This is a genomic window from Tritonibacter sp. SIMBA_163, from assembly GCF_046535935.1.
GTDB classification, from domain to species: domain Bacteria; phylum Pseudomonadota; class Alphaproteobacteria; order Rhodobacterales; family Rhodobacteraceae; genus Epibacterium; species Epibacterium scottomollicae.
Window position 1 is genome coordinate 24,322 of sequence record NZ_JAWJBP010000012.1, and the last position, 22,775, is coordinate 47,096.

The following is a 22,775-nucleotide window of genomic DNA, read 5'->3' on the forward strand; positions in this document are numbered from 1 at the left end:
GGCCCCGCCGCTTCTGTTTTGTGGGCCAGCGGGATTTGGACGAGCCAAACGCCCCTGGCCGTCAGGGAGAGGGCGCTGCCCTCCCCCTCGGGCAATCCGATTAGACCGGGCCGTGTCCTCGGCTGCGCCTGCGGGCCGCACCAACCCGGTCGAATAGCATTGCCTCGCCCCCTCCCGCGTTCGCCACGTGGCAGATTGGCAGGAACAGGCGGCTTCGCCGACTGAACCTGCAAATCAGCCCTGATTTTCCAAAAGGAAGGTCAGATCAACGAAACAAGCCACACGGCAAAAACAGTGGATTGGGTCAGTTTATGACGCCTAGGTCAATTTCGTCTGACGTTCAACATCCGCTGCAGGGCCGTGGGTCGGGCTTCGCCCTCTCCACTCTGTTCCGCCGAAAACATGGTTTTCGTCAAATCAGATTGGCGAGGCCAAGCCCAACTGCGGAAGGAAGGCACCAAGCCCCCACCGCGTCACCACAAAGGAGGCCAAAATGGCTGAAATTCAAAATATCGAAAACACAGAGGCGGCAATCGAAGCAGCACGCAACGCACTGATCGCAGAGCAAAACGACCTGTTCCGCACCAGCTGGGCGATGGACCCATCAGTTCCGGGGCAGATCGTCATGACCCAGGGTGCCGCGGCGCTGTCTCCCGAAGCCCTGAACGCTATCGGTGTTTCAGTGATCGCATTTGACGAGTTCACCGAAGAAAACGACCCATACGGAACCCGAGATTTTGGGGTCATCAAGGTATTGAACGATGGTGAAGAGGTGCCCCTGTACTGGAAAATCGACCTCTACGATACGAGCTACGGCTACGGGTCCGATGACTGCGCTGACCCCACCAAGACGCGCCGCGTTCTGACCCTCCTTCTCCCCTCAGAATACTGAGTTCGGTTGCGGGGTATCCTCCCTGCCCCGCGCCGATGCTGGCCTGTCGAGCAGGCCCAAAGGGAGGGGCGGTCAACGCCTCTCCCGACAACTCCAGCACACCGAAAGGGGGTGAGAAAATGAGTGATGAAACGAAAATGCGCCGCATTGCAGAGGCATGGGCGCTTGTCAGGAAGGGCGATCAATTTGGGATCGGCCGCCGCTTCCTGATGCAGCAAGGGGCAATCTAAGCCCAACGCCTCAGCCCATCAGGGCTGGGGCACCAATAACACGATACTTCACCACGTTACAAGGATAAGACCCATGACCAAACAGACCGAAATCATCGCAGCAGAGGCTCGTTTCCCGCTCACATCCCTGATCCTGTCGCCAATGAATCCGCGTCAGAACGTACCAGAGGCCGACATTATCGAACTGGCGGAAAGCATCTGGACCGCTGGCTTGATCCAGAACCTTTCCGGCCTGTCTGATGGGAACGGCGGTGCTGAAATTGTTGCAGGTGGTCGCCGCCTCCGCGCCCTGCAGTATCTTTCCGAGCAGCATCCCGATATGTCGGCAACCAAGCCCGAGCTGGCGAACCCGCTTGTGAATATCGCTCCTGATCGCGCCACCGCCGAGATTTGGGCACACACAGAAAACATCGCCCGCAAGGATCTGGAACCCGTCGATGAGATCCGCGCCTATGGCAAAATGGAGACCGGAGGGGCATCGGTTTCCACCATCGCCCGCGCCTTTGCCGTGACTGAGAAACATGTTTATCGCCGCCTTGCCCTGTCTGGACTGCCCGAGGCGGTACTGGATGCCCTCGGTGCTGGTGAAATCAGCCTGAGCTCCGCCGCATGTTTCACCATCAGCGATGACGAGGACCGAAGCCTTGAAGTGCTGGGACAGGTTCGCGGGCGTAGTCACTATTCCGACCACCAAATCAAAAACCTGCTGAAACCCGATAGCGTCAAAGGCACCGACCGCCGTGTTAAGTTCGTCGGAGTGGACGCTTACAAAGAAGCCGGTGGGCGTTTGAGCGGTGATCTATTCAGCGAGGTGACGCTGTTTGATGATCCTGCGCTTCTGGAAACGCTGTTTATCGCAAATCTGGAAGAGACCGCAGAGGAACTGCGCGCAACGGAGGGATGGAAGTGGGTCGAAATCTCAACCGACAACTACATTGGGTATTGGGATCTGGATCAACGGAAGATTTCCAATTTGCGCCCGGTGGCCGGTGAGCTGACGGACGAGCAGGCAGAGCGCTGCGAAGAACTTGAGTACAAGCTGGAATTCAACGCCGATGAAATCACTGATGAGGAACAATCCGAACTGGAGGGATTTGAAGCTATTCTGAAAACTGATTTCACTGCCGACCAGAAAGAGCATGCTGGTTTGATCGTGTTTCTGAATCATGACGGGGAAGTCGATAGCTTCAAGGGACTGGTATTGCCCGAAGACAAGGCGGCAGCGGTGGAAGCAGGCGTGTTGAGCAAAGATGCTGTTGGCAAAGCAGATGCGCCCAAATCGCCCATTTCTCAGAAACTCGCGGATGATCTGTCTCGTGTCGTCACCGGAGCGCGACAGCACGCAGCATTGCGCGATCCTGATCTGATCCTTGCGCTGCTGGCATTCCAACTGTCAGGTGGGTCATATTTCGCTGATCCGATCGGGCTGTCGAAGCAGGACGTGCCGAATTTCCCGTCAACCGAAGGTGCTGGCTACGTTCTGGATGAGCGACTGACAACGGCCTCTTACCTGTCGGAGGATCGGGTCACGAACCGGGATGATGAAGTGGAGAAATTCCAGACTTTCCGCAAAAAGGGAAAGGAGTTCATCGAGGCTGAGTTGGTCCGTCATTTGGCGGCGCTCATGAAGGGCGGAAACATGGAAATGCGGGCACTGGTTGACCGGGAGGTGAAAACCGACATCCGCGAAAACTGGACACCGAACGCGGAAAACTTCTTCAAGCGCGTTGGTGGTCCCTACCTCAATGCCCTCTGGTGCGATCTGCTTGACCTGAAACAGGACGACGATAAGGCCAAGGCCTTCGCCAAACTGACCAAAGGTAAAAAGGCCGAGGCACTGGAAAAGTTGTTCGCGGACACAGAAGCGCGAAAGGCGCAGGGTGTGACCAAGAAGCAAGCGGCGAAAATCGCCAAATGGCTCCCCGAAGGTATGAAGTGATGCAGAGGCGGGGCGCTTAAGCGCCCTGCCCTACCGATGGAGAGTTTCATGCGTTTCAAGCGATCAGCCCGTCATCCATTCACAGACACACCCCGGAAACGTGCGGCCTTGCGTCGGAAGCAAAGGCTAGAACGTGAGGCGTTTCCTCTATTGGCCGACCAGATTGCCGAGGAGCAGCCAGATGAAGACGAGGTAATGCAAGGCCGGGCCGTGTCGTGGGCGATGCAAGAGAAGATGGATCGAGCCAGGCGCGCACAGAGTTGGCGGAATGCGAGGTCCAGGCTTGCGGCACTGTCAGGCAATGAACGCAAATTTCTAACGCATGCGTGGAATTGCGCCCCCTACCCTGCTGATCCGGTCTATCTGCTCGATTTCCTGCATGGCTATTCCGTAGGCCGCTTTTCTCTCGATGATTTGCTGTTTCAGCTGGTGCTTACAGACCCACATGGCTGCAGAAAGCAGGGATCGGTCCAAGAGGTCGTCCATGACCAAGAGCACGAGACCAAAAACAAACCCGTTGGCACTGGCGAGAACCCTCGCGCCATGATTGAATCGAAACATAAACCGGAGGCCATGCCATGACGAAAAAGAGCGAAAACATTGCCCGCGTATGGCGTTCGGCACAGCTGTTCATCGGGTTCCACCGTGATCAAAATGGGCGAAAGCGTGAGGTCGCAAAAGTCTGGTCCCCAAAGAACGCTAACGCCAGCATCCATGCAGATCCGTCAGAGCAGGAGGCGTTCTTGGTTGTCAAAGCAGCTGATGAGAGCGCACCGCGTGACGTTCAGATCAAACTACGACAGGAGCAAATTGTATTGCGCCGAGATCCTGGCATCGGCTGGGATGGCATCATCGCCGAAGAAGACGGCTTAACGGTATCCGTCAACGGTATGAGAATTCAGATCAAGGCAGACGGGTCAGTTACCCATGCCACCGATCACGGCATAACCTATCTGGAGGCAGATGGCAGCGTGCTGAAGAAGACAAGCAGTGTTGAAGCGATGATGTCCGGCGATGGCGTCGAAATGAGCCGACGCACAGAAACGACGATTGCTGCAATCCGACATGATGGTGTAATTGCCAAGGCGAGAGATCCAGAGCGGATCCCACCTGAGTAGAGTTTTCCTTTGTGGTGAAGGAACTAACTGGCCCCGCTTCGGTGGGGCCTTTCTTATGTGGACAACTGTCAAGTGCAGCTGGCAATGCTGCGAGTGCTCAACCCAGCTCCCAATGGCGGCTTGGAGCCCTTTGTTAACGATGCTGCTTAGCGAACTAAAGTCCGCTTCAAGCAATTGCTGATTTGCTGATACGGCCTGCTATGGGAGCAGTTCCTTCTCGGTTGGCAACCAAACATTTGAAAGGTTATCGACACCATAATGGCTTGCACGTGTTTCCAAGCTGTCAGAGCCGGTCAGCACCTGAAAACCCTTTTCGAGATGAATTGCTACAACTGGGTAGCTCCGGTTCCCGCCATTCACTTTTATCGCAAAACAGTCATCATCGAACCAATGTGCAAAGGGGTGCTCCCAGCAATATGCTAGGCGCTCTTTCATAAGGCCCTGCACTTGCGCTGCATTTTCACGCGAACTGCCCCAAGCAACGTGACCCATTTCATTCACCATGGTGACCTCGTAAATATTGAAGGCTACCACGAACTTAGTTCTTGAGGGATTGAAACAAGTCTGATCTCGTGCCCACGTATTTCTCGAGTGTGGGCATATTTCTTGGATTTCTAGCCCTTCAGGCAGCGCATCTATGTATGATGGTTCCATCGTTGCAAATCCTGAATATGAAATCAAAAACCCATTGTCAGCCAACACTACTCAATGTCGAACCGGTGATCCACTCTAGACCAGTCACTAGGGCAGCCGCAGCGAAAGCCGCTTCGTCCGCTCAGCTGACCTTGACCTCCGGTCTCAGTGCCAATTTGGTGTGCTGGCGAGGCGAAAGGCGGGTGAGAGCCCATTTTGCATTATTTCTGCGCAGCAGCTAATGATGGTTATGCAGGCCGAAATTTCCTACGGCCAATCACCGAGCAGGACATGAGGCATGTTTTGAAGTATAATCACATAGGCATTCCAACGACCGCCAGCTTTGACGGAGAAATACGACTGCCTACGCTCTCAATGACGGTCAGCGACCACAAGAACAACCCATTTGGAGTCCAGTGGCAGCGCTATGACGCCGATGCGCCATACCCTGAACTTGTGAAAACGGTCCCGCACATCGCCTTTGAAGTAGACGATTTGCAAGCTGCGCTTGATGGGCAAAAGGTGATTATCAAGCCAAATTCACCCATTCCCGGCCTAACGGTTGCATTCATAGAGGTGAATGGGGCACCCATCGAACTGATGGAGGTAGACAGAAGCATCTGTGAGGAAGATATCTGACCCAGCGAGGTATCTCGCATAGGGTTCTTGCACTTCGGCCGCCCATGGCTCAAAGAAACAACAAGAATACACCGGATTTGCTAAATGTCGTTAACTACAAAGCTGGTCGCGGTCGCTATTTTCTGGGCCGGGTCGATCTATGCCACCTACGAACTCACCCGTACCAAATGGCACGACCTTGGCCGCGCCAACGGTGAGGTTTCAGGGCAGGCCATGGTCTTACAATCGCTTTGCAAAATAGCCCAACCCGGTGAGGCTACTACAGATGTGCTTTGGTCCTACGATATAAAGGCCACCCGAGTGGAGCTGACTCGCGATAGCCTGTTTTGTCGCTAATCAACCAGCCTAATAGCGCCGCACTCGCAACATGATATGAAGCGGCCATTGGCCATTAACATTCAAAAGGTTGCATTGTCCGCTCAGCTAACCTTGACCTCCGGTCTCAGTGCCAATTTGGTGTGCTGGCGAGGCGAAGGTCGGCTGTGAGCCCTCTTTTACCGATGCTGTGCGATGCAGGAATGTCCGCAATTCCGAAAACTTTGTCACGATTGATCGGATGCGTGTATGCTTTCCAGTAGGGAGGAAGCTCACCAAATGCGCCAGCTCATATCAAACGGAAATCCCATGGAGGAAGTCGTTGGCTTCAGTCGCGCGGTTCGTGTTGGTCCTTTCATTGCGGTAGGGGGAACCGCGCCTGTAGATGCTCAGGGCAAAACAGTTGGGGTCGGAGATGTATTCGCCCAGACCACCCAGTGCTTTGAAATCATCAAGGCCGCTCTCGAACAGGCGGGGTCTGGTCTTCATGACATTGTGAGAACGCGGGTCATTCTGACGGATATCGATGACTGGAAGGAGGCAATTGAGGCGCGAAAGAAATACTGCGTCGATGCCCGTCCAGTCGATACGATCATGGCGGTCACGAGGTTTGTTAACCCGGAATGGTTGGTCGAGATCGAAGTTGATGCAGTTGTTCCCGAAGATAGATAGAGCAAAAGCCCATGTGTATTTGTCGCCGGGTGCCCAATGCTGAGGTTTGACGAGGAAACGACGCGGCTTCTGGATATCGTCTATCAAGGTGCAGATATCACGCGCAGACGACAAGCGTCATTCGACGCTCTTCGTCCCGCAGCGGGCGAAACAATTGTCGACATTGGCTGCGGGAATGGCTTGCTGACATTAGAACTTGCCAGAGCGGTTGGATCAGGGGGCAAGGTAATCGGAGTTGATCCCAGTCGCGACATGCTTGGCCCGGCCAAAGAGCGGTGTAGGACGTTTGACTGTGTTGAAATCCTGACGGGCACCGCCAATAGTTTGCCAATTGAGACCGGAACGATGGACAAGGCTGTCTCGGTTCAGGTCTTCGAGTATCTTGACGACATCCCCGGAGCAATCGCTGAAGCTAGCCGAGTGCTGAAACCCGGCGGCAGACTTGTGATCGGCGACATTCATCTCGACAGTCTGGTGTGGTTCAGCGACGAGAAGGATCGTATGGACCGCATGATCGCGTCTTGGGATCAGCATTTCACACAACGCGACGTTCCGGCAATTTTGCCGTCTATCGCGCGAGACGCAGGCTTTATCGTCGAGGGTGTCGCTCCACTAACGACATGTGATCACGAGCTGAAGCCGGACGGGCTTGCGACGATGATGATGCAATTGATGGCCCGATATGCTGTCGACAATAGCCACGTTCCCGCCGAGGAAGCCGCGGCGTGGCTGGCGGAGCAAAAGACATTGGCTGCCCAAGGCCGCTTTTTCTATGCGCTGACACATTTCGTCGTAAGCGCACGAAAGAAGTAGCCATCAACCCGCACCGTACATCATGAGTTTTTTGCAGCGTCGAAATCATTTGTTTTGGCCAGCCGCCCAAAAGCTGTCACTGGCGCACTTGCAGCGAATGCACGCTTTGTCCGCACTGCCGACCTTGCCTATAGCCACAAAAACCCATCCTGCGTGCGTGTCACGCCACAGAATTGAGGCCATGCCAGAGCTATTACCGGCTTGCGTAAGCCTTTTCTTATTCGTGCCTGTCAAGATGCAGGATCACCAAGTACCGCTTTCGGTACGCGCCGGTAGATGAGGGTGCCGCCCTTTTCTACTGTCGGTTATCCCGACCAGGCCCCGCGCGCGGCACCCTCCATTGACACGGGCGGTATCTCTACCGCCATGCGCCAAAGCTTGATCGCGAGCTTGCGGGCGACGGCCACGATGGCCTTCTGCCCGATCCCATGCTTCGCAAAATGTCGATTGTAGAGTTCCTTCGCTTCGGGGTCTCGCCACGTCCATTGCCATGCGGCTTCGATGAGGATGCCGCGTAAGCGTTTCTGACCCACGGGTCTGATCCTGGCCCGGGCTTGACTGCCACCACTCTGGCTGACCACAGGTGCGAGACCGAGATAGGAGGTCACTTCCTCGGGGCGGTTGAACCGTTCGGGAGAGAACAGCTCGGCCAAGAAGTTCGATGCGGCGGTCTCGCCGACCCCGACGACAGATGTCAGGTGCGCGAACCGCTCTGCGTGCATCCGTTTCGTTGCCGTCCTGATCTCGGCGCGCAGCATCTTGTCTTCGGAAAGCAAGAAAAGGTACTCACGCACCATCGAGGCCAGCGACATGCGATGTTCCGGCGGCATATCCAATGCCGACAGGTCTGCCGAAGCGGCCAGAGACCACTTCTGGATACTCTGCGGTTCGCCGATGCCGGACGCGAGCAGGAAGCCCTTGATCTTCTGCTTGATCTTGCCCCGGCTCTCCGCGACACGCTTCCGCCGCCGCACGAGCGCCCGGTAGCCTTCCTGTTCGACGGTTGGAATGGCGACGGAATGCAGCAATCCCCGCGCGAAGTAGGTCGCCAGCTTCACCGCATCCAGCCGATCGTTCTTCGCCGCCGCTGCGTAGCCGCGCGGGATGCGCGAGGCGGCGATCACCGATACCTTAAATCCTGCGGCCATCAATGTGCGGGCCAAGGCGAAGCCGGTTGGCCCGGTCTCATAGACGATATGCTCGATGGAGCAGCCCAGGCCCGAAAGCTGCGCGGCGAGCGCCGCCTCTCCGGCTGGACAGGTATAGCTCTCGACCTGACCGTCTTGCGACGAGAACAGGGCGACGGAATAGGTCTTTTTGTGAACGTCGAAACCGACGACGACAGGTTGATCCTCGACGGCTTCCGCGAAGCGGGCGAGGCGCGTTGCTTTCTTGACCATGCTGGAATCTCCTCTGTTCGAAGAACTCCGGCATTGCAGCAGCCACGTGCAACGCCGTCCAGCATGGTATTTTCTTTGCCCCCTGCCCTGCCCTCTGGTGTCACTGGACGACAGGACCTGAAGGCCCTGGCGACCAGGACTGGCGCTATTCGCGCCAAAGCCGCTGCGCGACACATAACACATAACACGTACGAGTTATGTGTTATTACCTGCGGCGACCGTCAATTTCATCTAACGGAGGGACCTCGATCCCACCAGCTCGTAAGCAATCATATAGAAGCTCTTTTTGCGTTATACCTCTAGAAGCAGCTTCCTTGACGAACGCTTCCTTGATCGGGAGTGGAACGTTCGAGAAAGCAAATTGAACACGTTGAGCGTATTTCAAAGATCCAGACTTAGCTCGATGCGGACTTGGAAGCGAAGACGACAGCTGCCTGAGTTTATGGTCCTCTGGCTGAGGTTGCGTTACATCATCAACGTCAAGATTGACTTTAAGCTTTGCCATTATGCCCTCCGTAATAGTCCAACAAACCTTTGATCTGAAGCTCCGCAAGAACGCTCTGTGCTGATCGCTTCGCCGAGCCTTCTGGCCCACGGCCTGTACTCATCATTTCCTTGAACCCGGTGCGATGTGCACACATCGCGTTCAGGCGAGGTACTTCCTGCTCTTCAAGGGATGCCAAAATCGCTTCGGTTATGTTGGTATTGGGATCAACATCCATCATCACAACATACGCGCTAATGTCTTTGTCCATCGAATCTGCGACACCGTGAACATGGCGATATGTTTTGATCGCGCCTTTTGCATCAGACTCATTCGCCTTTGATGGAATGAGCACGAGACCAGCCGCGTTGATCGCATAGACAGCCATAGCCGACTTAAAACCAGCCGTGTCAACTAGGATGACATCGTATGCTGGAGAGGCCTTCTTTAGAGCTCTGATCGTAGGGATGAGTTTCTCGTCGTTGTCCTCAAAAATCCAATCAAGGTCTATTTCTTCCTTCTTGGCCCAGTCTTCGAGGTTGTGCTGAGGATCAGTATCAATAACCGCCACCCTGGCACCATCAGCTACCATCAACGATGCAAGGGTGATTAATAGGGTGGTTTTGCCTGCTCCACCTTTTTCTTGAACTACGCTTATCACTTGGGTCACTGCTCTCTCCCGTATCAATCTTACTTCAAATAACCTGTTATGGGTTATGGGTAAAGAGTTATGTGTTATGGGGGTTGCTAAGTGCTGGGATGTGCAAGGTAGTGGCGCTAACTATTTGATATATCAGTAGTCGTTTACCTATGGCTCAACAGTTAACAGTGAACTGTTAGCTGTTATGTAGTATCCGAATAAGGTCGGGTATTTGTGTGTTGTAGATCATAGTTACGGGTTATGGGTTATGGGTTACAGGTTAAGAGTTAAGGGTTATGTGGTGGAGGTGTGTGGTAGGGGAGGTATGTGTTACGTGGTAATGGCTATTGAGAGCGCATCCCATGTAAACATGGGACCACTCACTACTCAGCACCGCAAGCGGTGCTTCCCCGAACCGAACATGCGGCACTCCCTGGGCCAATAGCCTAGCATCTGTCCCATCCGGGCCAGCTGATAGGCTTTGGACCATGGTCGTTTCCGAATGTCCGGATCGGCCCTGCGGGTGACGATCACTTGCGCGGCGCTTCAGATCTATTCTTGGCTCTGTCCATGGGCGGGGGAACACAAATGGCGGGATCGCAGCCGGTAACATCCTTCCTTGGGAAAGTGTCCAGATTTCTCCATGAGTATTGGAGCTGGCTAGGATCGGGGTAAGGTTGCCCGTGATCTGTCGGTAGCTTGGAGACTTGGCGGCCGCGGTCCTAGAATGTCTTGCCAGCTCCTCATCACTGCGCACTTTCAGGCTGTAGCCATGTCGATCCTCGCAAGGCCGTGTTTCTCTCTGATGAACATAAGCGGGCAGTCGGGGATGGTCGCTTTGCTTCAACTGGAAATTTCCCCTGTGCCTGCGGCCCATTCCTCGCGAAGCAAATTTCCAGCTGACATCCCCTTTGAGCCCGCTTCCACAATGTTCATCGAAACACTCAAGGCGAGGATCAATCATGGCTACTCAAACTTTGAAACTGAACGTCAAATCCGGCGAAAAAGATGGCAAGACGTTCTGGGACCGCTGCGGTGCCCTATTCGTCCGGACCGATGAACAGGGCAACATCACCTCGATCAGCGTCAAGCACAGCATGTTCCCCAACGTCGATATGGTCGCTTTCCCAAACAAGGATGACGTCACCGAATGAGCTACGGCACGGGCGGCTTTGGTCGTCCGTTCGTCTGATCCGGGCCGTTGCGAAGATCTAAGAAGATCCGAACCTGCGGCGCGGATCACATCATCCAGTAGGGCAGGGGGCATCTTTGTGGGACGCGCCATAGGCACGTCCATATGAAGGCGGGGTTCCCCGCCTCTTTCCAAGTGGTGGGTCCTCCCCGTGCTCGCTTCCTTCACAGCCCTGAAGGGGCTGTTTCGTGCAGCTGCGCGCGGGTCCGGTCCCGCTCCGCGCACTTGGAAATTCACCACTCCAGTTCGGCACTTGCCAAGGTTTCAGGATCAGGCGCCTGCGGCGCATGACCAGAAACCTGCCGCAATTTTACGGTGCCACACGATAACGGAGAGACAGAATGACAACCTACCGCCTTGGATCGTCTTCGATGGTTCACACACCCGGCATTATTGCTTGGGCCATCAATGGCTATGCATTCGAAGACGACCAACCCCAGCTGCTGAAAACACTCTGCAATACTTGGTCCGGTATTCCAGAAGAGGCATTCAAGCAGCTCTTGGCCAAGGAAGTGCCATACACAATCGAAGATGCGACTGTGGTGTTCAGCGCCGAGGTAGACCAATGACGACGCCACATTGGGAAACACACCTCTATACCTTCGCGGTCGCTCTCACGGCTGGTGATGCGATCAAACCGGAAAATCTGGCAGGGATGCGCAAAAAGGCAATCGGCCATGGGCACACCGAAGGGGAGTGCCAGATCGTCGAGAAGGATCCAGTTCGATACGTGCGGACCGGAAAGCTGGAGGCATGAGCCAGCTTGAACTCATACCGATGACGCAAAGTGAAAAAGGGAAACCCGGCGCACAATGGTGGGTCGGGGCATATCAATGCCGAAACTTCGAAGGATATTTCCAGCAGAGAGAACAGGGCAGGGGGCCTTGGCAGTTTGTGATTTACGGTTTCGGGTTTGATGACGTTTCAGCCAGTATTTATCGGGTTCGTCAGGATGGAAACCTTGAGAAAGAGGTGGTTCCCATCAATGGCAAAGATATCCTCACAGTGAGCGGGCGAGAATACGGTCGCGCGAACTGGTGTCACTAAGATAACATTGATCTGATCCGCTAGGGAAAAGATGTTTCAGGAGTCGGAAGTATCACTTTGGCAATTTTTTACTGTTCGTTGCTGCCGAAGGGAATATATGCTTTCTCATGGCAACCAAATATCTAGAGGCGCATCATGAACATTAATCTTAGCCAACTCAGCCGCACTGAACTCGAAGTCTTGGCGAAAGATATAGAGGTCCGCATCGTTGAGCTTGAAAAAGAATACAAGGAGCGAGCCTATTTTGAAATGCTCGCCATCGCTGCAAAATACGAAGTAAGCTTTCAGGAGGTCGTCGATAAATTTGCAAAGCCGAAGAAAAAATCGAATTCAAAAAGGGCTCCAAGATATGCGAACCCTGAAGATCCTTCACAAACGTGGACAGGGCGCGGTCGTAAACCTTTCTGGCTGATCGAGGCTGTTCAATCCGGGGTTTCAATGGAAGAGCTTGAACTCAAATCTTGATTTCTCCACAGCTACAAGAGACCAGTATATCTATCAAAGGTGAGGTTATAGGCCTCACCTTTCTTTTTTAGGAGAACCTGATGAAGGTACTTTCAACGCTATTGATCATACTCACAGCATCAGTCTCTCAGGCGGCCCCGGTGAGCAGCGGAGACATCTACATGATCGACGGAGATACGGCTGATATCGGAGGGCAACGGTTTCGACTGGTTGGCTACGATACGCCCGAGACCTACAAGCCAAAATGTGGCTACGAGAAAGCGCTAGGAACAGAGGCGACAAAGCGTGCCCGTCAGCTGGTCGATGGCGCGGGCAGGGTAGAGGTGGTCGTCCTCCCAGGGCGCGACAAGTACGGTCGAGGGCTAGCCCGTTTCTATGTCGCTGGCGTCGATCTGGGCGAGATCCTGATTTCAGAAGGTTTAGCCAGGTCCTACAATGGTGGCCGTCGGTCGAGCTGGTGCAAGTGATAGGGGCAGTGCCGACCGAAGTTCACCAGTCGCGTGAACGGTTCGCGAACGAAGGGTCCGATTGAGGCCGTGGTCGTGGGAGCTTGGGCTTGGAAGGTGACTCCGGACACGAGCTGCATCATAGCCCAATCTGCCGACGACGTGTCTGGGTCCAATGACATCCTACCAGCTTGAGGGTGATGTGATCTGAGCGGCGTTGAGTTCTGCAGGTCCGCTCTTGGTTCCATCTTAAAACAATCAATACCAAAAACGTGCCATCATCAGAATGGCTTCAGACTGATCCGAGTCGAGCCGATCTGTGGAGGTGCGTTTGACCGTTCCATCGCTCTTTATTCTGACGCTAGGTTGGGCCGCGATCTTCGGGATTTGGTCAGGTGTTTTAGCGGCCCTCTATTACCTCTTTTTCTTGAGCGTCCTGTCAGGGAAATTCTCGGCGTACTGTGATCGTGTCGCGATCTGGGAGCTGAAACGCTGATTATTTCAGAGGGTCGCGAGACGGGGAGATGGTAACCCCGTACTCGTCCTAGGCGTGCGGACTGTGCGGCGCTAGGTGTTGACGTGGTTCGCCAACACTCCCGGCCGAGGATCATTCTCCAAGTGTGTTCCAAGTGCCTGTAACCGGAGCTGAAGACACATCGGATGTGGCCTTGGCTACACGGCTCTCACCACCCCCAAAAATCAACTGCATCTTCTGATCGTAGAACGCCCGTGTGATGGTCGCACGGTTCCCAGCGTACCCATGATAAGCAGACTTGCCAGATGCGAGCGGAAGCCCGGCCCAGATGCGCGCCAGGTTGTTCTGATAGGTCGCCAACGAGATCTTCCCCGATCCAAACTTGTGATGGCCGGCGTCAGCAAGGAGAAGCGCGGCCATTCGGTTCTGGGTGGCGCGGTTGAAGAGAACACCGTCAGGCAGTCCGAGACGTTTTTGCAAATTAAGTAATGTCGAAGGAATGATCTGAAAGTTTCCGATGGCGTGAGGCTGGCCAGGGGTGTCGTCGATCCACTGATAGATTTCTGCCAAGGTCATCTGAGACGGTTGCTTGGCGGGCCGGATTTTGGCGCCATGGTGGATGGAGTCATAGCGACCCTTTGGAGCCTCGGCGAAGGCAATCAGTGCAAAGAGCTGATCGACACTGGATCCTGATGGGAGCTGGAAGGTGCTCGGGGCAGGTGGTCGCTTGCCGGGGCGAGAGCGTTCAAATTCATCGAGAGCGACCCACTGATTTGCCTTGGCCGTTGATCTCCATGGGCTGTGATCGGAGGCGGGATTTTCCACGAGAGATTTCCGGATTTGAGCGGCTTCTTCGAGGTCAAAACTACCTGAGCTCGACCAGTCATCAGCAAGGATCGCCGTAGGGGGCAGGAGAGCCACCAGGAGCGCAAGGTAGGCCGTCCGTAGCCCAGAGGTGCGGAGGGTAAGGGAAGCGCTCAGCGCCTTCTCGTTGGCGGGCATGAGGCCACGATCTCCTTTGAATATCGGGCCGTCAAAGCTGTGTTCGGCCCTTTGGTCCTCATAAAAGGTCCACACATAACGCAGCGATGCTGCAATCAGCGCAATGCGCTGATTTGATTGACAAAACTGGCGTTTTGCCAATCGGGCGCTGTCGGCAACCTGTGGCGCCCTATTTTTAAGGGTCGAAATGGCCGTGGCACGGCCCATGGCACGGGTTGTGCCACGGCCATGCCACGGGTTGCCACGCGAATGGCACGCAATGGCAGAGCCATTCAGGACGCTTTCGGGGTGATTGGAAGAGTTGATCACCGTTCTAGCTCCTCTTCTGTTTCCTGCTCCTGTTCCAGGGCACCTCGCTCCATGTCGCGCTGGATTGCCGTTTGAACAGAGACATCGTTTGCGCGCAGTTTCTCCATATTTGAATCGGAGATCACACGCGCTTTTTCATGCAACTCTTGCACCGCGGAATTTGCCAAAGTGATGAGCGCCTGCTGATCTTCATCAGTCTTGCTCATCAGTGATGCGATCAGTACGCGGGTCATTTTCATCTCAAGTGTCGCCACATAGGAAAGCTGCTGAAGAGCTTCGGACTGGGCTTTCACAGCGGCCTCCAGAGAGGCTAGTCGACCCTCAGGAGAAGTAGCGTCAGGTCTTTGATCGCGCTCTTCCATCAAAGTGGTGATGGCGTCGTCAAGCACCTTCGGTAGTTCCTTTGTCTCGCTGCCAATTAACTGTCGGGCCACAGGGCCAAGTACAAGGCGGGGTGACTTGCTCATCGCTCAATTTCCTTCTGTCGCTGCAGGACCAGTTCAGCCTGCTTTTCAAATTCTTTAAGTTTCTCTTCAAAGAGGCCGGGCAGGGTAGGGGCGTCAGGCTCCCTGTCCTTAGTCGTCTTTTCCTTCTCGGGTTCAGCTTTTTCCTGCTGTTGATCCTTGGCTTTCTCTTCCTCTGGCTGCTGCTCGCGAACGCCAATCAGACGGCCGTCCATCCAGGTGTCGAGCGCTGTCGGCCGGATGCCGGTTTGCTTTTCGATGGTCTTTGACAGGCGCTCGGGATCGTCGGTTAGAAGGACCGCCTCGTCCCTTGCGCGGCTGATTTCCACATAGAAACTCTTCTGTGTGGCGAGACGTTCGGTTGAGTTCATGGCCACGATCACACGATCAACAGATTCACCCTGAACGGCATGCGCAGTGGCCGCGTAGTCATGCTCCATTCCACGGGCTGCAATGCTGTTCTGGGGCACGGTGATGGTACTGCCATCCAGCGCTTTGGCTTCAATCATGCCACCTGTGATCGATTTGATTTCAGCGCGAACACCGTTGGTGACACCCGCCTCTGGGTCGGTGATCCGGAACCGCACCTGGTCGCCGGCCGCCATTTCCCGGTTCTCTCGATCATAGGCAACAAGGGCTTTTCCGAGCTCTCGGCGATTGAACTTTGCATCGAGTGGGAGGATGGATTTCTCGCCGGTTTCTTCATGCTGGACGATCAGCCTGTTGCGCTGATGATCGGATTGCTGAACCACATAGAGGTTGTTTTTTTGCAGCCCGAATTCCTTGCTGGTGGCCACTGACAGAACCAGATCGCCGGGGGTGTAGCTGCGCGCATCGGCAAGTTGGGTTTCGGTCAGTTGGCGATTTTGGAGGCCCTTCAGCTCGACTTCTTCTCCTTTCAATCGTCCCTCCTGCCAAAGCCCATCACGAACAACGCTATTGATCTCTGAACGGGAGACATTGGTGAGGGTGAGGATCCGGGTGCCTTCACGTTCACTCGGGGACAGCAACAGGTATCGTTCTGCGGCGTCGATGCTGGGGTTTTCCACCTGCAGAACATTGCCCTCCATGCGGCTGAAGGCAGGTTGGATTTCCTGACGGATGGAGTGATGGACGGCCGCTTTCAGATCATCGTTCCGTTGCCGGCGGATCTCGTCCATGACCGCTGTCCGCATCCCGGCGTTCTGTAGCTGCACATAGGGTTGACCTGCGGCCACGGAATCCAACTGCTGCGTATCGCCGACCAGGACCACACGAGGTGCACCAGTGCGCTCGGCGTAATCCATGAAGCTGCGCAAGTCCTGAGCTGAGGCCATCGAGGCCTCATCGACCACCAGAATGGTCTTGCTGTTGTCCACATCCTGCGGGTGGTGACGTTCAGCTGTCGTGATCTTTGCGAGGGTTTCCGCGCTGCCAAGTACACTGGCGAGTTCGTGCACAGCTTGGTGACTTGGCGCCATACCTTTCACATCATAGCCATTCTGTTCCGCGTAATGAGCCATTCGTTCCAGCATGTAAGTTTTACCAGTACCCGCATAACCCTGAACCCCGACGTATCGACCACCGCCAGTCAATGACGTGTGGATTGCCTCTTTCTGTCCGTCAGTCATTGATTTTGTGTCATGAAGCTTTTTGGCGATGACGCTTTCACCTGATCGGCCAGCCGACGCTTGCAGTTCCAATCCGCCACTTTTCTCGGAGGCCTGCCATGTCGCAATAATGGAACGCTCCAATTCAACAGATGCTTTGTCTGTGAGCATTTCACCCTCATTACCACTTTCAAATAACCGACCGTCTTTAATGCGCGTGTTAATTTCTTTATCGACCTGTTCAAAACTAGAGCCGTAGGCAAATTGTAAAGCAGTCGTTGTCAAATGCCCACGGCTATATGCGGAATCGCGTTCACTTATATGCTCGACGGCTCTATCCACCGCTTGCACAGAGTCGAGAATTTCCTCGCGTGGTTTTTGTGATTCAATTTGTGTTGACAATGCAGTTGTCTGGATGCCGGTATTCTCTGCAATGTTTCGTGCCAGGGCCGCCCGGTTGTCTGTGTATAAAACCGCCTCATCCCGTGCGCGGCTGATTTCCACATAGAACCCCTTTTGAGTAGCCAGCCTGTCGCCGCCATTCATCGACACAATGACCCGATCAACAGTTTCACCCTGAACCGAATGGGCGGTTGCTGCATAATCATGTTCAAGACCGCGCGCGCCGAGGCTTTGTGCATTGAGTTGGATTTGCTTGCCGTTGGATGTTTCCAATCCAATCGCGCCATCCTCGACGGATGTAATTTTTGCTCGCTCACCATTGGAAAGGTCATTGGCTTTGTCGGTGATCCGGATGCGTACCGCATCGCCGGCCGACAGCTCTCGATCCTCCGGCCGATAGGCCATGAATGAGGCACCGAGTTCCTTGTTTCCCGTCATACCATTCAGTGGGAGATCGAGGCGTACCCCGTCGGATTCACGCGCGACCGTCAGGCTGTTGGTTTTTGTGTCGGTCTCCTGAACGACGTAGAGGGCGTTTTTCGATAGCCCATGATCCTTGCTGCTGACAAGGGACTGCAAGACATCGCCGGCGGCGTAGCTCTGCGCATCACTCCTTTCGACAGCCGTCATCGGGCGCGGGGCAAGACCAGAAACGGTCACACCCTCAGATGCGAGGCTGCCTTCCTGTTTCAACCCGTCTCGAACCACTGCGTTGATTTCGGCGCGGGACGCGTTTGTGAGCGTCAGGATACGGGTCTCTGATCGCTCATCGGCCGGGAGGGATAGATATTTGTCTGCTGCCGCCTGCTGTGGGTTTTCCGCCTTGTGGATGTTGTTCTCCAGCTTGGCGAAGGCACCAGCAATGTCGCCACGCACGGTGTCATACACTGCCTCGCGCAGGGTGCCATCGCGTTGCCGCCTGATTTCATCCATGACGGCCGTCCGCATGCCCGTCTCCTGAAGCTGGGCAAAGGGCTGGCCAGCGCTCACGGCATCAAGCTGCTTGGTATCACCGACCAGGACGACGCGCGCAGCGTTGGTGCGCTCCGCATAGTCCATGAAGCTGCGCATATCGCGTGCGGAGACCATCGAGCTTTCATCCACCAGAAGGATCGACCGGCTGTTGTCCACTTTCTGGGGGTGGTTGCGTTCGCTGTTCACGACGCGCGCCAGTGTTGAGGATCCGGGGAGGGCGGTATCCAGTTCTTTGACCGCCTGAAGGCTCGGGGCAAAGCCCTTGACCTCATAGCCAGCCTGACCGGCCAACGCGCTGAGTTTTTCGACCATGTAGGTCTTGCCAGATCCCGCGTAGCCCTGAACGCCGACATACCGGCCTTGACCGGAAAGTGAGGTTTCGAGCGCAGCCAGCTGACCTGCTGTCAGCGTGCTTTCCTTCGCTAAGGTGGCGGAAAGATCTTGAATGCCCGATTTGGCGTGTCTTGAGTTTAGATCGAGACCGGGGGTCTGTTCAGAGTCTTTCCACGTCTGCAGGACCGCTTTTTCGACCGCAACCGATGCGCGATCGGTGAGGTGTTCGCCGTTCTTTCCGTTGGCATAGAGATCGCCGGCCTCGATGCGCCGGTCAATTTCCTTGTCCAGTTTTTCAAGGTTGGTGCCGCTGGAGAAGCGAAGCGCCGCTGTCGTGAGAGTAGAGCGTTCATAGACAGAGTGTCGCTCGCTTACATGCTCGATGGCCTTGCTGACGGCCCGCCCCTCAATCGTATCAGGCGTCGTTTGTGCTTTCGGTTGCTGTTGCTGCGGGGATGCAACCAGGTTCTTCATCCACGAGACGATGCCGGCGACGAGTGAGGCCTCTTTTGGGTCCGATTGAGGGGTTTGCTCTGCCTCTTGAACCGAGCGCGGTATTGGGGTTGGGGCCGTTGGCGCGATAGGGGCGTTCTCAATAGTTCCGCGTTCCAACTGATCCCGGCTGAGACCTGCGGCAAGCGCATCAGATCGCCAGTCAGCGCGCAGGGCCTCCCGGTCCAGGTTCTTATGCTTGGCTGCACGGGTCGCCAGTGTGGCCTTGCTCGCCGTATCAGCAGAATATTCTACACCCTTGTTGTCAAGTGCATTTAGGATCTCCTGTCGGCGCTTTGAAAATGTTTCCGTGACCTCACGTGGGATGCCGGAAATATTCACCTCTCCATACCTACCGCGTTCAGTGGCGATCCCGTGCTCTTTCATCCGGTTCTCAAAATCGGAACGGTAGATCTCTGTGATGAGCTTTCGATTGTTGAAGACAGCCTCATTGCGAATGGCTGTGAAGCCGTCATTTTCGTTCTTCGCCATATTGGCGATGACGGCATGGCTGTGCAGGTTTGGATCAAGCGCACGGGAGGTATCGTGTCGGTAGATGCCGGCGATGATACCTTCAGCATTCTTGGTGGTTATTTCCCCGTCTTGCTGGAACCGGGTCTTGATGAACCGCTCTTCCACCACCGTCATGGCAGAGCGCACGGCAGCGTCATGGGCCTCAATGATCCGATTGTCGCCAATGACCAGTGCTGCTACCGAGGCCGATTTTGATGCAGAGAATGTCAGATCAAGGCCGGGCCGGTGCTGGCGTTCACCATCCACATAGCGCCCCATCAGCTTACCATCCGGAGCTTCACCATCGAGGAACTGAGCAAACTGTTTGTCATCGACAAAGCCGGTCAGGCCGTTTTCCTCAGCGGCCTTTCCGAACCAGGTTGCAGCCTTCTGGCCCTCTTCTGATCCGGCTTTATAATAGCCTTCTTCCTTGTAGTAGCCGCTGGCAGCAGCCCCGGCCGAGACGTTGGAAATCGACATCATGTCAGCGATCTCCCCGAATGGCGTTCTCCAAAGCAATCAGAGCGCTGGCGGCTGACGGTTCTGAAGGGGGGCTTTGTGAGGAAATGGGTTTCTGGGGCGTCGATGCTGGACGCTGGGGCGTTTTCCGGTCTGGCTGTGTTTGGCCAAAAGCCGGATGGGCACGAAGAGAGAGGGGCAGGGGCCTTTGATCCGGGGCGGAAATGGCCGCTCCGGTCCCTGCTTCAACGGGTTCTTCAGCTGCAGCAGGTGCCTTTTCTTTGGGCTGGCTTGTCTGTGGCCCAGGTGCGGCGCCGGGGTAGGGGACATAGACGGTTTCCCGCGCCTGACCGGTGCCGTTGCCAGCGAAGCCAGCATAGGGATCGGGATGGGCGATCTCTTTCACATCGAGGCCACGCACGCGCGCCGTGGCAAAATGCTGCCAGTACCAGTCCCGCTCAGACGTGTTGGCTGGATCCTCGATCTGTGCTGACCCTTCGGGACGCACGCGGTCCAGCCAGCGGAAAAATTCAGCCTTCTGATCTTGCGGTTTGTCAGATGCAAAGCCTGCGACGACCTTGGCGCCCTCTTTAATTTCCACGTTGACGGCCGAGACCTGCATGCCGCCCTGATCAAACCCATTGCCCTTGTAGGCGATGAACTTTTCCGCCGTTGCCTTGGTTGGAACAGGTTCAAACCGGACCTTGGCTGTTGGGGCGTCATATGCGGGTCGGAAATAGGCCACGAACTGGGGCAGGGATTGGATCTCTGCAGGGGTCACAATCGCGCGCTGTGTGCGCCGGCCGACAATCCCCACGCCATCGCGCGTGTCATTTGCGCCGAGCGTGATGTTTTCCTGCTGCTCGATCACATCCTCTTCGCCCAAAGAGCGGGAGGATCGTTGCGCCGTGTTGTAATCAGGCGTGTTGAAGACAACGCGGTTGTTCAATACCCCGGAGATGGTCTCCGCAGCCTTGTCGCCATAGATGTCCTCCAGCTGGGAGAACACCTGATAGCCCACGACAAACGCGCCGCCGAACTGACGGATTTCCGCAAGGCTTTTGGGCAGGAACGGCAACTTGTTGAGGGTCGGAACCTCATCGAGGAAGAACCAGATTTTCGGATCGCGGCTTTCCTCAGTTGTCATCAGCGCGTTTGCTGCCACCTCAAAGACTGTCGAGACGATATTGCGCACCGCCGCCGACTGCTCCGCGTTGCCGGTCAGGAACACAAAGCCGGGCCGGTCATTCACAACCCAATCTCGGATCGAGAAGGGTTCAGCATCGTCCCGCAGGTATTCCAGAAAGCGCAACTCGGTGATCATGTTGGCCCGGATCGAGCCTGAGGTTTTTGCCACATGCTCGCCGAAGAAGTGCGCGCCAGGTGTTGGCGCCACGATCTCGGCCAGTTCCTCGGACGGAATGTTCATGATCGCCTTGCGCAATTCGTCGTTGGTGGTTTTTCCGGATTTGGCCAGCTCGCGGGCGGTGTACTGGAACACCAGCCGCGCGGCCTGCGTCCAGAAGCTATCCAGAGAACCGGGATGGTCTGGGATCATCACCTCAGCAATCTGGGCAAAGCCTTCGGCAGAGGTCACCTCATTGAAGGGAGACCAGCCAACAGAGCGCTCATCGAAGGGGTTCAGGATGATGTCTTTTTCCGGGTCGTAGTGATCCCGCAGCAAGCCCCCCATCCGGTCATAGATGATGGCGCGACCACCCGCCTCGCGGATCGTGTTCAGCAGCTCATGCATCGCATTGGTCTTACCAACACCAACTGTCCCGGTGATGCCGATCTGGGCTTCTACTGAGTTGGGCGGGAACTCGATGCCGGCAAGCGTGTAGCGCGGGCCTTTCTTCGAGTTTTTGCCGAAACGCTTTTCGTATTCGCGCCATTTCCGCTTTGACCAGGCCTTCAGCTCATTGGCCGTCACCAGACGCGCGCCCCGGATATATTCCTCTTCCTTCAGGGAGCTGCCAACCAACCCGAAGATCGAGAACACCACCACGAAGGCGAGGGCGGCCGGGATCAGCGAGATATACATGAAGCGCCAGGCGTTCGCCGAATAGCGATTGTAGATCTCTCGGAGCTCACGATCTGCGTAGATCTGTCCGGCTGTGCGCTCGACGCGCTTGCCGCTCAGATCCACGTAGTCCAGCTTGCGGTCTTCAGTGCCACGTTGCTCGACGTTGAATTCCGCAATCCAATAAGTCCCGGTCAGGCGGGCCTTATCCATTTCGTAATTATTGGCGACCAGAATTATATAGCAGAGTGAGAAGGCCGCAGCGGCCATTGAGATGCTGTACTTGAGCACCTGTGTTGCCATTCGCGTCCAGTGTTGTGTCGTCTGGCCGCCTCTGACAAGTTGCGTGTGTCCTCTGTTGCGCATGGGCGATGTCCCTCGTTCCACTGCAGCGCGAGCTATCCCTCATAGTTCGGGACACCCGCGGCACTTGGCTGATGTTGTTTTCGAATGGCAAAAGCTCGGGTGTCGCGGCCCGAGGTAGCTTCGGGCCGCGCTGTTGTTCGCAATGAATAAAGTCAGTGTGCTGGGGTCAGCTGGACGGGTAAGGGTTCGCTGAACTGAACCTGACGCCGCCTTCTTCGAAGTAGCCAAGGTGGCCAAGTAACCAAGCGCGATGACACTCAGAACGCGCTGTCACCCTGCGCAGGAGACGAGGCATGATCCATCCGCCATATCCAACCAGATAAAACCAATGGTAGAGGGTATTCATGCCGTCCTCCTTTCTGTTCTTTTGAGTGTTTCGTCGTGCGTGATAATACTTCTTATGTTAAATAAGTCAGTATTCCTGACCCATTTCTGACCCGTCGCGGCC

Annotated in this window: 21 protein-coding genes; 14 read left to right on the forward strand and 7 right to left on the reverse strand. The window is 55.5% G+C overall.

Going from position 1 to position 22,775, the window contains the following annotated elements:
- Positions 1-493 precede the first annotated feature (493 nt).
- From R0J92_RS15745 to R0J92_RS15760, 4 genes are all read left to right on the forward strand, one after another.
- A complete protein-coding gene (locus tag R0J92_RS15745) occupies positions 494-892 on the forward strand; it encodes a DUF3768 domain-containing protein (protein WP_411052326.1) in 399 nt (132 codons plus the stop codon).
- 303 nt (positions 893-1,195) lie between these two features.
- Positions 1,196-3,061, forward strand: a complete 1,866-nt coding sequence (locus R0J92_RS15750) for a ParB/RepB/Spo0J family partition protein (protein WP_411052327.1) — start codon at positions 1,196-1,198, stop codon at positions 3,059-3,061.
- 150 nt (positions 3,062-3,211) lie between these two features.
- A complete protein-coding gene (locus R0J92_RS15755) occupies positions 3,212-3,643 on the forward strand; it encodes a hypothetical protein (RefSeq protein ID WP_411052328.1) in 432 nt (143 codons plus the stop codon).
- Positions 3,640-4,179 (forward strand): hypothetical protein, encoded by a 540-nt coding sequence (locus R0J92_RS15760; protein ID WP_106165533.1) that lies wholly within the window; start codon positions 3,640-3,642, stop codon positions 4,177-4,179. The genes R0J92_RS15755 and R0J92_RS15760 overlap by 4 nt, the downstream gene beginning before the upstream one ends.
- 198 nt (positions 4,180-4,377) lie before the next feature.
- Here the strand turns inward: R0J92_RS15760 and R0J92_RS15765 are convergent, their stop codons facing one another.
- The gene (locus tag R0J92_RS15765; RefSeq protein WP_411052329.1) at positions 4,378-4,713 is read right to left on the reverse strand and encodes a hypothetical protein; all 336 of its coding nucleotides are present in this window, start codon (positions 4,711-4,713) and stop codon (positions 4,378-4,380) included.
- 474 nt (positions 4,714-5,187) lie between these two features.
- Between R0J92_RS15765 and R0J92_RS15770 the strand changes: the two genes are divergently transcribed.
- The 4 genes from R0J92_RS15770 (at position 5,188) to R0J92_RS15785 (ending at position 7,251) form a co-directional block, all read left to right on the forward strand.
- The gene (locus R0J92_RS15770; protein ID WP_411052330.1) at positions 5,188-5,451 is read left to right on the forward strand and encodes a hypothetical protein; all 264 of its coding nucleotides are present in this window, start codon (positions 5,188-5,190) and stop codon (positions 5,449-5,451) included.
- 84 nt (positions 5,452-5,535) lie between these two features.
- Entirely contained in the window at positions 5,536-5,787 is a 252-nt protein-coding gene (locus R0J92_RS15775; protein ID WP_411052331.1) for a hypothetical protein, read from the forward strand.
- A 288-nt stretch (positions 5,788-6,075) separates the two neighbouring features.
- Positions 6,076-6,438, forward strand: coding sequence for a Rid family hydrolase (locus R0J92_RS15780; protein WP_106165696.1), 363 nt, complete (start codon positions 6,076-6,078; stop codon positions 6,436-6,438).
- Between the two features lie 36 nt (positions 6,439-6,474).
- Complete coding sequence (locus R0J92_RS15785) at positions 6,475-7,251, forward strand: methyltransferase domain-containing protein (RefSeq protein WP_411052332.1); 777 nt, start codon at positions 6,475-6,477, stop codon at positions 7,249-7,251.
- Positions 7,252-7,556: 305 nt separating this feature from the next.
- On the opposite strand, the gene R0J92_RS15790 is transcribed toward R0J92_RS15785, so the two are convergent.
- Positions 7,557-8,651, reverse strand: coding sequence for an IS110 family transposase (locus R0J92_RS15790; protein ID WP_411052333.1), 1,095 nt, complete (start codon positions 8,649-8,651; stop codon positions 7,557-7,559).
- Positions 8,652-9,142: 491 nt separating this feature from the next.
- Positions 9,143-9,805, reverse strand: a complete 663-nt coding sequence (locus R0J92_RS15795) for an AAA family ATPase (RefSeq protein ID WP_411052334.1) — start codon at positions 9,803-9,805, stop codon at positions 9,143-9,145.
- A gap of 932 nt (positions 9,806-10,737) precedes the next feature.
- Here R0J92_RS15795 and R0J92_RS15800 point away from each other — a divergent pair.
- The 6 genes from R0J92_RS15800 (at position 10,738) to R0J92_RS15825 (ending at position 12,946) form a co-directional block, all read left to right on the forward strand.
- Positions 10,738-10,929, forward strand: coding sequence for a hypothetical protein (locus R0J92_RS15800; protein WP_106165047.1), 192 nt, complete (start codon positions 10,738-10,740; stop codon positions 10,927-10,929).
- Positions 10,930-11,308: 379 nt separating this feature from the next.
- Positions 11,309-11,536 (forward strand): hypothetical protein, encoded by a 228-nt coding sequence (locus tag R0J92_RS15805; RefSeq protein WP_411052335.1) that lies wholly within the window; start codon positions 11,309-11,311, stop codon positions 11,534-11,536.
- On the forward strand, positions 11,533-11,724 hold the full coding sequence (locus tag R0J92_RS15810; RefSeq protein WP_411052336.1) for a hypothetical protein: 192 nt from the start codon (positions 11,533-11,535) through the stop codon (positions 11,722-11,724). Before R0J92_RS15805 ends, R0J92_RS15810 begins: the two co-directional genes overlap by 4 nt.
- Positions 11,721-12,014 carry a hypothetical protein gene (locus R0J92_RS15815; RefSeq protein WP_411052337.1) on the forward strand — a complete coding sequence of 98 codons (294 nt, stop codon included), beginning with the start codon at positions 11,721-11,723 and terminating at the stop codon, positions 12,012-12,014. The genes R0J92_RS15810 and R0J92_RS15815 overlap by 4 nt, the downstream gene beginning before the upstream one ends.
- A 135-nt stretch (positions 12,015-12,149) precedes the next feature.
- A complete protein-coding gene (locus R0J92_RS15820) occupies positions 12,150-12,479 on the forward strand; it encodes an H-NS family nucleoid-associated regulatory protein (protein WP_411052338.1) in 330 nt (109 codons plus the stop codon).
- An 80-nt stretch (positions 12,480-12,559) separates the two neighbouring features.
- Positions 12,560-12,946, forward strand: coding sequence for a thermonuclease family protein (locus R0J92_RS15825; protein WP_411052339.1), 387 nt, complete (start codon positions 12,560-12,562; stop codon positions 12,944-12,946).
- A 586-nt stretch (positions 12,947-13,532) separates the two neighbouring features.
- Here R0J92_RS15825 and R0J92_RS15830 read toward each other — a convergent pair.
- From R0J92_RS15830 to R0J92_RS15845, 4 genes are read right to left on the reverse strand one after another with little or no spacing between them, the layout of a single operon-like run.
- The gene (locus R0J92_RS15830) at positions 13,533-14,711 is read right to left on the reverse strand and encodes a hypothetical protein (protein WP_411052340.1); all 1,179 of its coding nucleotides are present in this window, start codon (positions 14,709-14,711) and stop codon (positions 13,533-13,535) included.
- Positions 14,708-15,178, reverse strand: coding sequence for a hypothetical protein (locus R0J92_RS15835; RefSeq protein WP_411052341.1), 471 nt, complete (start codon positions 15,176-15,178; stop codon positions 14,708-14,710). The genes R0J92_RS15830 and R0J92_RS15835 overlap by 4 nt, the downstream gene beginning before the upstream one ends.
- A complete protein-coding gene (gene mobF / locus R0J92_RS15840; RefSeq protein ID WP_411052342.1) occupies positions 15,175-19,962 on the reverse strand; it encodes a MobF family relaxase in 4,788 nt (1,595 codons plus the stop codon). The genes R0J92_RS15835 and mobF overlap by 4 nt, the downstream gene beginning before the upstream one ends.
- 1 nt (position 19,963) lies before the next feature.
- Positions 19,964-22,264 (reverse strand): type IV secretion system DNA-binding domain-containing protein, encoded by a 2,301-nt coding sequence (locus R0J92_RS15845; protein WP_411052343.1) that lies wholly within the window; start codon positions 22,262-22,264, stop codon positions 19,964-19,966.
- Positions 22,265-22,775: the final 511 nt, after the last annotated feature.